The 12895-nt window shown below is 36.7% G+C and carries 14 protein-coding genes; all 14 read left to right on the top strand.

All coding sequences use genetic code 11. The features are described from left to right. Nucleotides 1–2 precede the first annotated feature (2 nt). The gene (locus AC4IFE_RS14335; RefSeq protein WP_490757841.1) at nt 3–305 is read left to right on the top strand and encodes an ATP-dependent Clp protease adaptor ClpS; all 303 of its coding nucleotides are present in this window, start codon (nt 3–5) and stop codon (nt 303–305) included. A 181-nt stretch (nt 306–486) separates the two neighbouring features. After that, entirely contained in the window at nt 487–1101 is a 615-nt protein-coding gene (udk, locus tag AC4IFE_RS14330; protein WP_490757840.1) for a uridine kinase, read from the top strand. Nucleotide 1102: 1 nt separating this feature from the next. Continuing rightward, entirely contained in the window at nt 1103–1459 is a 357-nt protein-coding gene (locus tag AC4IFE_RS14325; RefSeq protein WP_490757839.1) for an FtsB family cell division protein, read from the top strand. A gap of 372 nt (nt 1460–1831) precedes the next feature. After that, on the top strand, nt 1832–2992 hold the full coding sequence (locus AC4IFE_RS14320; RefSeq protein ID WP_490757838.1) for a methylmalonyl-CoA mutase family protein: 1161 nt from the start codon (nt 1832–1834) through the stop codon (nt 2990–2992). 77 nt (nt 2993–3069) lie between these two features. Then, entirely contained in the window at nt 3070–3441 is a 372-nt protein-coding gene (locus AC4IFE_RS14315; RefSeq protein WP_490757837.1) for a GxxExxY protein, read from the top strand. Between the two features lie 102 nt (nt 3442–3543). After that, nucleotides 3544–4617: a class I SAM-dependent methyltransferase gene (locus AC4IFE_RS14310; RefSeq protein ID WP_490757836.1), complete on the top strand. Its 1074-nt coding sequence runs from the start codon at nt 3544–3546 to the stop codon at nt 4615–4617. 136 nt (nt 4618–4753) lie between these two features. Continuing rightward, entirely contained in the window at nt 4754–5419 is a 666-nt protein-coding gene (locus AC4IFE_RS14305) for an OmpA family protein (protein WP_490757835.1), read from the top strand. An 80-nt stretch (nt 5420–5499) separates the two neighbouring features. Further along, the gene (locus AC4IFE_RS14300; protein ID WP_490757834.1) at nt 5500–6879 is read left to right on the top strand and encodes a dipeptidase; all 1380 of its coding nucleotides are present in this window, start codon (nt 5500–5502) and stop codon (nt 6877–6879) included. Nucleotides 6880–7018: 139 nt separating this feature from the next. Further along, complete coding sequence (locus tag AC4IFE_RS14295; protein ID WP_490757833.1) at nt 7019–7936, top strand: T9SS type A sorting domain-containing protein; 918 nt, start codon at nt 7019–7021, stop codon at nt 7934–7936. A gap of 138 nt (nt 7937–8074) precedes the next feature. Beyond that, complete coding sequence (locus AC4IFE_RS14290; RefSeq protein ID WP_490757832.1) at nt 8075–8779, top strand: SDR family oxidoreductase; 705 nt, start codon at nt 8075–8077, stop codon at nt 8777–8779. A gap of 152 nt (nt 8780–8931) precedes the next feature. Further along, a complete protein-coding gene (locus AC4IFE_RS14285; RefSeq protein WP_490757831.1) occupies nt 8932–9678 on the top strand; it encodes an electron transfer flavoprotein subunit beta/FixA family protein in 747 nt (248 codons plus the stop codon). Between the two features lie 93 nt (nt 9679–9771). Further along, on the top strand, nt 9772–10719 hold the full coding sequence (locus AC4IFE_RS14280; RefSeq protein ID WP_490757830.1) for an electron transfer flavoprotein subunit alpha/FixB family protein: 948 nt from the start codon (nt 9772–9774) through the stop codon (nt 10717–10719). Nucleotides 10720–10885: 166 nt separating this feature from the next. Then, nucleotides 10886–11485 carry a bifunctional nuclease family protein gene (locus AC4IFE_RS14275; RefSeq protein ID WP_111958051.1) on the top strand — a complete coding sequence of 200 codons (600 nt, stop codon included), beginning with the start codon at nt 10886–10888 and terminating at the stop codon, nt 11483–11485. A gap of 20 nt (nt 11486–11505) precedes the next feature. Beyond that, the gene (locus AC4IFE_RS14270; RefSeq protein WP_490757829.1) at nt 11506–12888 is read left to right on the top strand and encodes a nucleoside permease; all 1383 of its coding nucleotides are present in this window, start codon (nt 11506–11508) and stop codon (nt 12886–12888) included. Nucleotides 12889–12895: the final 7 nt, after the last annotated feature.

Genomic DNA, 12895 nt, shown 5'->3' with positions numbered 1-12895 from the left:
ACATGATTTTTTATAGTATAAAAGATTACGAAGATCCAAAACGCCAGTATGAAGAAGAAGTACTGGTTTTGGATGATACAGATGAAGTATATAAACTGGTTCTCCATAACGATGACATCCACACATTTGATTATGTGATAGATTGTCTGGTCGAAATCTGTAAGCATACTCTGGAACAGGCAGAGCAATGTACCATACTGGTTCATTACAAAGGAAAATGCACGGTAAAAACAGGTTCTATGGACCTCCTTAAGCCCATGCATGAGAAACTCCTTTCAAGAGAATTAACAAGCGAAATAGTATAAACGGAACTCTGCCACGCGGCAGAGTTTTTTATTGGAAATGTAATTTTGTCAAAAAAATATCTTTAAAATCTGATATCCATGCATCGGATTTTTTTTGTTTAATCTAAATTCTGCAGGGATTGTTTTATTTGCATTCATCTAAAATAGTATATTTGTACCAACTATAAAGAAACTAAAAAGAATGCTTGTAATAGGAATTGCCGGAGGAACAGGATCCGGCAAAACTACAGTTGTTGATAAGATACTGCAACAGCTTGATATTGAAGGAATGAATATCCTTTCTCAGGATAATTATTATCACGACAACCCAAATCTGACACTGACCGAGAGAGAGGCGCTCAATTATGACCATCCAAAGTCTATAGATTTCGATTTAATGATAAAACATGTAAAAGCTTTAAAAAATAATGAGTCTATAGAACAGCCCATTTACAGCTTTGTTACCCATTCCCGAACTGGCGACCACGTCACTGTAGAACCTAAAAATGTATTGGTAGTAGAAGGTATTCTGGTATTGACGAACAAAGAACTGCTGAAAGAATTTGATTTAAAAGTATTTGTTCATGCAGATTCAGACGAAAGACTGATCAGGAGAATCAGGCGTGATACCCAGGAAAGGGGAAGAGACCTGAATGAAGTCCTCCACCGTTATCAGACCACACTGAAACCAATGCATCAGGAATTCATAGAACCGTCCAAGAATGATGCAGATCTGATCATTCCGAATATGAGACAGAATTCCGTAGCGATTGATTTTTTAACTACTGTTATTAAAAATTCGTTGAGAAAACATTAAAATGGAAGAAAACAAACTTATTAAAGACATTCAGCCGAAATCTGAAACATTCAAAATTATCCAGAAATATGTTCTGAATAAATACACCATTACGATCTGTATGTTCCTGATATGGATGATTTTCTTTGATAAAACCTCTTTCCTTGTTATTAATGAACTGAATGGCGAAATCAGCCGATATGAAGACCAGCTGGAATATTATAAAAAAGAGTACGAAAAAAATGATACCTTTTATAAAAAGCTGATGAACAATAAGTCGGAAAAAGAAAAATACGCAAGAGAAAATTATTTCATGAAAAAACCGGATGAGGAAATCTTCATTTTGGTAGTGGACAGCGCAAACAGTGCTAAAAAATAAGAGATTTGAAATGTGAAAAGTCAATTAGCTTTGCTGTGAATGGTTAATAGTCAATTTTAATACTTCACCATTAACTTGCGAAGCAAAATTCACAATTCATATAAAAAATATAAACGTAATCGTGAATGGTCAATGGTTAATAGTCAATTTTAATAAATTCACCATTAACTTGTGAAGCAAAATTCACCATTCACAAAAATTATAAACGTAATCGTGAATGGTCAATGGTTAATAGTCAATTTTAATACTTCACCATTGACTTGCGAAGCAAAATTTACCATTCACAATGAAAAATTATAACTGAAATAGTGAATTGCCAATGGTTAATAGTTAATTTTTCCAAATTCACCATTCACCCATAATAAACAGCCAATGTCAGCAGATATACTTCCAAACTGGGAAAATTTAGTAAAAAAACAGCTTAAAACAGAAGACATTTATTCCGTCTTAAATAAAGAAAATCTGGAAGGAATTGATGTGAAACCTTTTTACAGTGAAGTTCAGAAACCATTGGCAAACCTGCCAAAAGTTGAGGAAAATACCCATCTCGTGGCAAGATATCACGAAAGTCTGGAAGAAGATGTATTTGCATTTATCTTAGACCACAACGTAGAAAACCTTGAGCAAAAAACAATCTTTGTCAATAATAAAGATCTGGCCGGCCATATCAGCCCGAAAGAAGAAGACCAGTATTTTTCACTGATTGATGTTTTTAAGGAAAAAGAAGGCATCATTGATGATCAGCTGGCTAAAGAACTTTTATCAAAAGACTTCAGAAGAAACATCAGTGTTGATATTTCACTTCATCAGAATGCCGGAGCTGCAATTTACCAGCAGTTGGGAATCGCACTGGCGAAAACAAAGGAACTTGCTGAAGCGTATGGCACTGAAATTTTGAACAAGCTGATCTTCAGAATAGCAGTCGGAGGAAATTATTTCTTTGAGATGGCTAAGCTGAGAGCCTTTAAAATAGTTTTTAACCAGCTTTCCAAAGAATATGGTTTAAATGAAACGCCATATATTTTTGCAGAAACATCTTTAAGGAATAAGGCTGTTGCAGACAGTGAAAATAACCTGATCCGTTCGACACTGGAACTGGCTTCCGCAATGATTGCAGGGGCAGATGCGGTATTCAGCAACAACTATCTTGTAAACAGAAGCACTGACAACTCCGAAGAAATTTCCTTCAAGCAGCAGATTGTTCTTGCTTATGAAAGCATCATTAATGTTTTTGAGGACGCTTCAAATGGAAGTTATTATGTAGAAGACATTACCCGCCAGATTGCAGAAAAATCTTGGGCACTGTTTGTTGAAGTGGAAGAAGCGGGTGGTTATCTTGAGCTTTTAAAGCAGGGAATTATTCAGAAAAAGATCTATGACCATGCTGTTGAAGAACAAAAATGGGTAGAAGAAGGCAAAATAAAACTGATTGGAGTCAATTTATACCCCAAATTAGACGTTAAAAGATCAATTGAGGATCTTTACAGCGAAAAAGAAATAAAAGCCGTACGATGGGCTGAAATGTTTGAGTAAGTATTCATCATATTTGATGCCACGAATACCCGAATATATTTTATTAAATTTGTATTCAGGCACAAATGGATTATCAGATGAATATTATTTATAAGGAAGAGTCATATCGGATTGTTGGGATTTGTATGGAAATTCACAATTATCTAGGTCATGGCTTTTCTGAAATTGTTTATAAAGATGCATTGGAACTAGAATTTCGAAAAGCTGGATTATTCTATGAAAGAGAAAAAGAATATGAGGTAGTTTATAAAGGAATCGTTCTTCCGCACAAATTTTATGCAGATTTTGTAATTAATGAAAAAATTATTTTAGAAATAAAAGGCAAAAGTCAGATTGTGGATGTTGATTTAGCACAGGCAATTAATTATTTAAAAGTTTCTGGAAATAAATTAGCATTGATTGTTAATTTTGGCGAATTGAAATTAAATTATAAAAGAGTCATTTTATAAGCAGTAACTATTTAAAATAAAGTATTCGTGCATTCGTGGCATTCCAATTTAGAAATTCAAAACTATATCAATGCAAATCTAAACACAGATCTGCATTCTCTTTTGTTAAAAAAATCCCCGTTTCCGGAGGTTTCCATGCAGGAAATTGTCCAGCAGATCAAAGGTCGGCAGACCGCCCGGAAAAAATTCCCTTTTCTGCTGAAAGAGGGAGTTATTTTTCCGCCCCAGCTTAATTTAGAACAGTCATCCTCAGAAAACACAGCACTCTACAAATCACAGATTCTTAAAGGAAATAAATTCATTGATCTGACCAGTGGCTTTGGAATTGATGCCTATTATTTGTCCCAAAATTTTGAAGAAGTTACTTTGGTAGAGCAGAATTCTGAATTGTTGAATATTGTAGAACATAATTGGGGAATTTTAAACCGAAAAGCTACATTCATTAATCAAAACCTGGAGGATTTTTTGAACATCAATAAGGAATATTTTGATGTTATCTATTTAGATCCTGCAAGAAGGGACAAGAACAAAAATAAAGTTTTTCTGCTCGAAGATCTTTCGCCTGATGTTATTCAGATTAAGGAAAAGTTGCTTATGGCGGCAGACCAGGTAGTTATAAAACTGTCTCCGTTAATCGATTTGAAATATCTGGTTTCAGTCTTACCGGGTATTTTCAGGATTGAAATTATAGCCGTAAAAAACGATGTTAAAGAAGCGGTCATTTTTCTGTCGAATGAAAAGAGAGGCGAGATAACGGTCAATTGTATTAATCTGGAAAGTGAAGAATCTGATTTTCTGTTTAAATTCGGAGAGGAAGAAAATGCCCGGGCAGAATATGCTGAGCCTGAAAAATTCATATATATTCCCAACAACAGTATTTTGAAAGCAGGGGTTTTTAATCTGATCTCAGAAAGATTCGGACTTAAAAAACTTCACCCCAATACCCATCTTTATACTTCAGATCAGAAGATCGATGATTTTCCCGGCAGGATTTTAGAAATGGAAGCTGTTGAATCCAAGCAGATTAAAAAGAAAGAGCAGTTTAATATCATTTCAAAGAATTATCCCTTAAAACCTGAAGATATCAAAAAGAAATATGGCATAAAAGACGGTGGAGAAGGCTACCTTATTTTTACACAATCCAAAAAAGGTAAAATTATTTTAAAATCAGTATAAAAATGTTGCCGAAAAAAGCAGGATTTCTTACTTTTGGGCAATCAAAAATTTAAGCATGAAATCGCTTGCTGTTAAAATATGATAACCGGCTAAAATAATGCGATTCCATATGACATTTAAAAAATAAATTTTACATATGAAAAAATTCATTATATGTTTAGCTGTTGCAACAGTAGCCGTAAGCTGTAAAAAGATCCAGGCCGGAGGAAACAAGAATACTCTGAAACTGGAAGAAGGAATAGAAAGATATTCTGACGATGCACAGGGTGGAGGTGAAGCACACGGTCATGAAGCTGCTGCAGGACATGGTTCTGAACATGCTGAGAAGAGATCTCAGGTTTCTATTGATTTAAATGGGGTTGCTCTGAAAGGTTTTGCTAACGGAATGGAAGACAGCATTGTAAAATACCTGAAATCCGGACAATATGCTTCTGCCACAGAAGACGGATTGAAAAATGTATGGTATGATTTTGATAATGTTAACTTCAAAATGGGTTCTGCCAATCAGTTAGAAGCCGGTTCTCAGGAGCAGTTGAATAACCTGGCTAAAATTTTGAAAGCTTACCCTGATTCAAAAATCAAAATCGGTGGTTATACCGACAAAACCGGAGATGAAGCTAAAAATGTAAAATTATCTCAGGAAAGAGCAGACTTTATCAAAGCTCAGCTTACCGGTTTAGGTGCTGGTGGACAGATTGTTTCAGCTGAGGGATATGGAAGCCAATTTGCAAAAGTGGATGCAAAAGCATCTGATGCAGAAAGAGCATCTGACAGAAAAATGTCTGTAAGATTTACAAAATAATTTAAATACAATAAAGTATTATATGAATGTCTTGCTCAAGCAGGGCATTTTTTTTATTTTTAACGAAACAAATTTTTAAAATGCAAGAGACATTAAATTACATCAATGAAAACAAACAGCGTTTCGTGGATGAATTATTTGAGTTATTGAGAATTCCTTCTATTTCTGCAGATCCGGCTTATAAAAATGACGTATTGAAATGTGCGGATGTTGTTGCAGAATATCTTAAAAATGCAGGAGCTGACAATGTAGAAGTATGCAAAACCAAAGGATATCCTATTGTTTTTGGAGAAAAACTTTTAGATAAAAATTTGCCAACAGTATTGGTATACGGACATTATGATGTTCAGCCGGCAGATCCATTAGAGCTTTGGACAAAACCACCTTTTGAACCTTATATTGAAAAAACAGCACTTCATCCTGAAGGAGCCATTTTTGCAAGAGGTTCTGCGGACGATAAAGGGCAGTTTTTCATGCATTTAAAAGCTTTTGAAGCGATGATGAAGACAAATTCTCTTCCTTGTAATGTCAAGTTTATCTTGGAAGGTGAGGAAGAAGTAGGTTCCGTAAGTTTGGGAGATTTCGTTAATGAAAACAAAGAAAAGTTGTCTTGCGACTGTATTTTAATTTCTGATACCCATATTTACAGCAACGAACAGCCAACTGTTACGACTGGTTTAAGAGGATTAAGCTATGTGGAAGTTGAAGTGGAAGGACCGAACAGGGATCTTCATTCAGGGCTGTACGGAGGAGCGGTCCCGAACCCGATTCATGTGCTTTCCAGAATGATTGCTAAATTAATCGACGAAGACGGGCATATTACCATCGATGGATTTTATGATAATGTAGAAACCGTATCAGATGCTGAAAGAGCAGATATGAACAAACTGAAGGATAATCCGGAAGAATTCAAGAAATCTATCGGACTGAATGGAGTGGAAGGGGAAAAAAGCTATACAACGCTTGAAAGAACCTCTATCCGCCCTACTTTAGATTGTAACGGTATCTGGGGAGGATATACAGGAGAAGGCGCTAAAACAGTAATTCCTTCCAAAGCTTCTGCTAAAATATCAATGCGTCTCGTTCCGTATCAGACTCCTGAAGAAATCACGGAAAAATTCACAAAATATTTTGAAAAGATTGCTCCTGAGAATGTTAAAGTAAAAGTAACACCTCACCACGGAGGAATGCCATATGTTCTGCCAAGCGATACCAAAGAATTCTTAGCGGCTAAGCAGGCCATGGAAACTGTATTTGGTAAAGAAGTTCTTCCTTACAGAAGCGGAGGTAGTATTCCGATTACGGCAATGTTCGAAAAAGTATTGGGTGCAAAGTCTGTGCTGATGGGCTTTGGGCTGGATTCAGATGCAATTCACTCACCGAATGAACATTACGGACTGTTTAATTTCTATAAAGGAATTGAAAGTATTCCGTTGTTCTTCGAGAATTATTCAAAATAATTAAATATTTTATAATCATATTCAGTAAAGCGTTCCAAAATCGGAGCGCTTTACGTTTTTTTATGGTAATATCCCTATCAAATGGTATTTTTTTAGTTAATGTATGTGATTATTTTTAGTTCAACTTAAAATAATGGCTATGAAAAAAAACTACTCCGTCGCATTCTGCTTGCTTTCAATATCTTCCTTTGCACAGCAGACCATTTCGTTTGAAAATGCAGACGGATTTTATACCGGGAATATCCACGGACAGGGAACCTGGATCAGTACACCCACTGGTGATATGCCTCCGAATGTGCTTAACCAGATCATTTCTATAGATAATGCATCAGATGGAATGAATTCTCTGAAGATTGTAAAAGAGAATACTTATGGAACCCAATCCATTCCCATTATCGGCGCATTTGATAATCTTCCTGTACTGCTTCCTTATAACAGTTTCACGGTTTCTTTCGATATCAGTATGTCCCAGCTTAATGGATCGATTTTTAGCTTTCAGGGAGTAAGCAGCGCTGATGAAAAATATATTGTCAGACTCGATTTTGATAATTCCGGTGCAATTAAAGTACTGAAAATACTATCAGGGAGTCCTGTAATGGAAACTGCTTTAGGAACATGGCAGCCGAATTCCTGGTATCATATTACAGTTGTAGGAACCGCCGCGGATGTTAAATACTATGTGAACGGAGCTTTGGTTTACTCCGGTATTGCGGTGGAATCAATAGATATAAACCAGCTGCGTTTTGTACACGATAATGCAGACGGTACAGCCTATATTGACAATGTTAAAGTATATAACCAAGCGATATTATCTGTGGCAAATAATGCTGTAAATAAAAATACGGTAGCTGTGTATCCTAATCCCGCTTCAGATTTTATTAAAATAAGTGCTTCTGCCAGGATAGAAGGCATTGAAATCTATGAGGCGGCTGGTAAAAAGGTTCAGTCGAGGCTAGAAAATGATGCAATAGATGTTAGAAATCTTCCTGCTGGCACATATTTGATCAATATTAGAACTGAAAACGGTAATTTCTCTGAGAAGTTTATTAAAAAATAACTTTTATTAAATGTAGAAACTGAAGGAAGAAACTACACTAAACAATTCATCAAAAAATAATACCTGATAAATCTTAGTCTATATAAAACGCTTCAATTGGAGCGTTTTTGTTATTTTAGAGAATTAAAATTAAACATTATGCCAGAAAATAAAGTAGCCTATATAACCGGAGGAACCAAAGGGATTGGCTTTGGAATAGCAAAAATATTGTTGGAAAACGGTATTTCAGTAGCATTTTCAGGACGTAAAAGAGATGACGTAGAAAAAGCGGAAGAAGAGCTGAAGCAGTATTCAGAAAATGTTTTGGGTATCGTTTCAGATGTAAGAAGCCTGGTAAGTGAAGAAGAAGCTGTAAAGTACACCATCGCCAAGTTCGGAAGGCTGGATTTTGTAATTGCTAATGCAGGATTGGGAATATTCAAACCTGTAGATAAACTCACTGCCGAAGAGTGGAATGATATGATAGAAACCAATCTTACAGGTGTTTTCTATACATTAAAGGCTTCCGTAGAAGAATTAAAAAAGACAGAAGGCTATTACATCACCGTTTCGAGTCTGGCAGGTGCCAACTTCTTTGAAAATGGGACAGGCTACAATGCATCCAAATTTGGAGTCGTAGGATTTACTCAGGCGGCAATGATTGATCTGAGAAAATACAACATCAAATCTACAGTTATCATGCCTGGATCGGTAGCTACCAATTTTAACGGAAATGTTCCTTCAGAAAAAGACAGCTGGAAGATCCAGCCTGAAGATATGGGGAATCTTGTCCTTGATATTTTAAAAATGAATCCGCGGGTTTTGCCCAGTAAAATAGAGTTTAGGGCAACAAAACCAGCCTAGTAAATACATTTAATGTATTGAATAGTAAAAAAATAAGTATTATGCATGCATAATATATTTTTTAATTATATTAGCAACGTAAAATATAACAGAATCTCAGCATAAAACACTAAGGTTTTTATGCCCAAAAGGGAAAAAATAAAATAGTACACATGAAAATATTAGTTTGTATCAGTAGTGTTCCGGATACTACTTCCAAGATTAACTTTACGGCAGATAAATCTGCTTTCGACAAAAATGGAATTCAGTGGGTAATCAATCCTTTAGATGAATTTGCGTTGACAAAAGCGGTTAAACTTCAGGAATCTCAGGGTGCAACTGTAACAGTGATCAACGTAGGAGATGCTGCTACAGAACCGGTGATCAGAAAAGCATTAGCTATTGGTGCCAATGATGCCGTGAGAGTGAACCTTGATCCTAAAGACAGCTATTCTACAGCGAAAGAAATCGCTGCAGTAGCTCAAAACGGAGGATATGACCTTATCCTTTGCGGAAAAGAATCTATCGATTACAACGGAGGTTCAGTACCGGGAATGCTCGCTCAGTTGTTAAATCAGCCTTTCGTTAATGCATCTGTAGGTTTAGACGTAAATGGAAGCGAAGCTACAGCTGTAAGAGAAATTGAAGGCGGAAAAGAAACTATATCAGTAAAATTACCTGCTGTAATCGCAGGACAAAAAGGATTGGTAGACGAAAAAGATTTGATCATCCCGAATATGAGAGGGATCATGTCTGCAAGAACAAAGCCTTTACAGGTAGTAGAGCCTGCTTCTTCTGAGGTGAAAGTTCAGGGAGTAACTTATGACAGTGTGCCGCCAAGAGCTGCTGTGAAAATGGTTTCTCCTGACAATTTGGATGAATTGGTAAGGTTACTTCACGAAGAAGCTAAAGTAATCTAAACATTAAAGCTGGAATCCCAAAAGGAAGTTTAAATTCCGGACCGGATCCAATCTTTTAATCCTTAAATTTTTTAATCTTTAAATTTAAAAAAAATGGCAGTATTCGTATACGCAGAAAATATAAATGGAGTTTACAAAAAAGCAGCTTTAGAGGCAGTTTCTTATGCTAAAGCAGTTGCAGACCAGGCGGGAGACACCGTTACGGCAATCTCTGTAAACCCTACCGATTCTTCAGATGTATTGTATAAATATGGAGCATCAAACGTTATCAATGTAAAAGACGAAGGTCTTAAAAGCTTTTCAGCAAAGGCATTCGCTCAGGCTGTAAGTGAAGTGGCAGACGGAAACACTATTGTTTTCCCTCACACTACAGACGCATCTTCTATCGCTCCAATGCTTGCGGTAATGAAGAACTATTCTTTAATTACCAATGTTTTGGAAGCTCCTGAAAGTCTTTCCCCGTTCCAGGTGAAAAGAAAAGCTTTCTCAGGAAAAGGATTTATGCATGCAAAAGCTGAAGGGAATGGTGTGATCATTACCGTTTCTCAAAATGCTTTCGGAGTAAAAGAAAGCGCTGTATCAGGATCAGAAGAAGTTAAAAATCTATCCGTAGCTAACGAAGATACTAAAGTTATCTCTCATGAACAGAGTTCAGGTAAATTAGACCTTAAAGAAGCAGAAGTAGTAGTTTCTGCAGGAAGAGGAATGAAAGGTCCTGAAAACTGGGGAATGATTGAAGATCTTGCTAATGTACTTGGTGCTGCAACAGCATGTTCCAAGCCGGTTTCTGATATCGGATGGAGACCTCACACAGAACACGTAGGACAGACAGGTAAAGCAATTTCACCTAATCTTTATATTGCAGTAGGTATTTCCGGAGCTATTCAGCACTTAGCCGGAGTAAACTCTTCTAAAACCATCGTAGTAATTAATAATGATGCGGAAGCACCATTCTTTAAATCTGCGGATTATGGAGTAGTAGGAGATGCATTCCAGATTATTCCTGCATTAACAGAGAAGATCAAAGCAATAAAAGGATAAAATCGATAGTGAATTTTGCTCCGCAAGTCAATAGTGAATTTTAAAATTGGCACGAAGTAATTCACGATTTACAATTCACATAAAAATAAAAGTTCGGGCTTTTCCGGGCTTTTATTTTTGCGTAAAAACTAAAATCACAATAAAAAATTAATCTATATTTGTAGCTATGGATTATAAGCAGCTAATTATTCGCGGAATATCGTACAGCCAGACCCAATCGGGGGCTTACGCTTTGTTATTGGAACATGAAGAATCACATATAAAATTACCTGTTGTTATAGGAAATTTCGAGGCTCAGTCTATTTCGCTGGGACTGGAAAAAGACATCCATCCGCCCCGTCCGCTTACCCATGATTTATTCACAAAATTTATAGTTTCTGCTCATTATGAATTGGTTTCAGTGATTATTTACCAGATCGTAGACGGCGTATTTTTTTCTAATATTAATTTCAAAAATAAAGCTAATAACGAAGAGCTGATCCTTGATGCAAGAACTTCTGATGCAGTAGCAATGGCCGTAAGATTTGACGCCCCTATTTTTACCACCCAGCAGGTTCTTAATGAAGCCGGAATCCTTCTTGAACTGGAAGACGTTTCCAAAGAAGAACAGCCGTTCTCCGAAACCGAACAGTCTGAAGATAATTTAAAAGCGGTATCTATGGAAGAGCTGCAAAAATTATTGGATGAAGCTGTAAAAGAGGAGGACTTTGACACCGCTCTGGAAATTCAGGAAGAAATTAAAAGGAGGAAAAAGAGAATTGACTAAAAGAACACTTATACTAAACTATGAATTTAAAATTACGACTTACCATCCTCAGCTTTCTTCAGTTTTTCGTGTGGGGAGCATGGCTGATTACGATGGCTAATTTTTGGTTCGGTACAAAACACTGGGACGGAACCCAGTTTGGAGCCGTTTTCGGAACCATGGGAATAGCTTCTATTTTTATGCCGACCATTACCGGGATTATTGCCGATCGCTGGGTGAATGCAGAACGTATATTTTCTGTACTGCATATCCTTTACGGGGCTATCCTTTTTGTATTGCCTCATTCCGCAGATCCTAATTCTTTCTTTTGGCTGATGCTTCTGGCAATGTGCTTTTATATGCCTACCATTGCCCTGGCGAACTCCATTTCTTACACCATTCTGAAAAACAGTAATCTGGATGTCGTGAGAGATTTCCCGCCTATCCGGGTATGGGGAACTATCGGATTTATTGTAGCGATGTGGATTACCAATCTTACAGGAAATAAGGCTACAGAAGGACAGTTCTATATTGGCGGGGCTATTGCTATATTTCTGGGAATCTATGCTCTGACTTTACCAAAATGTCCGCCTCAGAAACTGATCGATAAAAACGCTCCGTTATCTGAACAATTAGGCCTTAATGCATTTAAGCTTTTCGGAAGCTATAAAATGGCATTGTTCTTCCTGTTTTCAATGCTTTTAGGAGCAGCGCTTCAGCTGACTAATGCCTACGGAGATGTATTCTTGAGTGAATTTTCACATTTTCCAAAATATGCAGATTCATTTGTAGTACAGAGGTCTACGATTATCATGTCGATTTCACAGGTTTCGGAAACCTTATTTATTCTGGCAATTCCATTCTTTCTGAGAAAATTCGGAATTAAAAAAGTAATGCTGATGTCTATGCTGGCCTGGGTACTTAGATTCGGATTCTTTGCTTATGGTGTTCCGGACGGATTCGGGCTTTCACTGATCATTTTTTCATGCATTGTATACGGAATGGCATTTGATTTCTTCAATATTTCAGGTTCTCTTTTCGTAGAAACGACTACTGATAAAAAGATAAGATCATCTGCTCAGGGATTGTTTATGATGATGACCAATGGTTTTGGCGCCCTTTTCGGAAGCTATATTGCAGGCTGGGCTATCGACAAATTTTTCACGCACAAATTTACGAATGCTTCAGACCTTTCTGCTTACCTTGACACAACAGCTGATAATCCTACTTTCCTGGAAATCCTTAAAAACAGCTTCAATTCAGCAGTAAATGCTGACGGAACTCTTTCATCTGCAGTAATGGTGAAAGACTGGCAGAATATATGGCTCTCATTTGCAATTTATGCATTGATTCTTGCCATTTTCTTTGCTGTTTTATTCAGACATAAACATAATCCGGAAGAAATTTCTCCGGTGAAGCATTAATTCTGCA

This window comes from Chryseobacterium sp. UF-81, from assembly GCF_058245105.1.
Note: the sequence above shows the minus strand (reverse complement) of the source record. Positions and strands in the feature narration are given on the sequence as shown.

Coding starts and splice junctions, on each gene's coding strand:
- AC4IFE_RS14320 (WP_490757838.1), top strand. CDS start 1,832: ATGTCAGCAGATATACTTCCAAACTGGGAAAATTTAGTAAAAAAACAG.
- udk (WP_490757840.1), top strand. CDS start 487: ATGCTTGTAATAGGAATTGCCGGAGGAACAGGATCCGGCAAAACTACA.
- AC4IFE_RS14305 (WP_490757835.1), top strand. CDS start 4,754: ATGAAAAAATTCATTATATGTTTAGCTGTTGCAACAGTAGCCGTAAGC.
- AC4IFE_RS14335 (WP_490757841.1), top strand. CDS start 3: ATGATTTTTTATAGTATAAAAGATTACGAAGATCCAAAACGCCAGTAT.
- AC4IFE_RS14270 (WP_490757829.1), top strand. CDS start 11,506: ATGAATTTAAAATTACGACTTACCATCCTCAGCTTTCTTCAGTTTTTC.
- AC4IFE_RS14300 (WP_490757834.1), top strand. CDS start 5,500: ATGCAAGAGACATTAAATTACATCAATGAAAACAAACAGCGTTTCGTG.
- AC4IFE_RS14275 (WP_111958051.1), top strand. CDS start 10,886: ATGGATTATAAGCAGCTAATTATTCGCGGAATATCGTACAGCCAGACC.
- AC4IFE_RS14285 (WP_490757831.1), top strand. CDS start 8,932: ATGAAAATATTAGTTTGTATCAGTAGTGTTCCGGATACTACTTCCAAG.
- AC4IFE_RS14325 (WP_490757839.1), top strand. CDS start 1,103: ATGGAAGAAAACAAACTTATTAAAGACATTCAGCCGAAATCTGAAACA.
- AC4IFE_RS14315 (WP_490757837.1), top strand. CDS start 3,070: ATGAATATTATTTATAAGGAAGAGTCATATCGGATTGTTGGGATTTGT.
- AC4IFE_RS14295 (WP_490757833.1), top strand. CDS start 7,019: ATGAAAAAAAACTACTCCGTCGCATTCTGCTTGCTTTCAATATCTTCC.
- AC4IFE_RS14280 (WP_490757830.1), top strand. CDS start 9,772: ATGGCAGTATTCGTATACGCAGAAAATATAAATGGAGTTTACAAAAAA.
- AC4IFE_RS14290 (WP_490757832.1), top strand. CDS start 8,075: ATGCCAGAAAATAAAGTAGCCTATATAACCGGAGGAACCAAAGGGATT.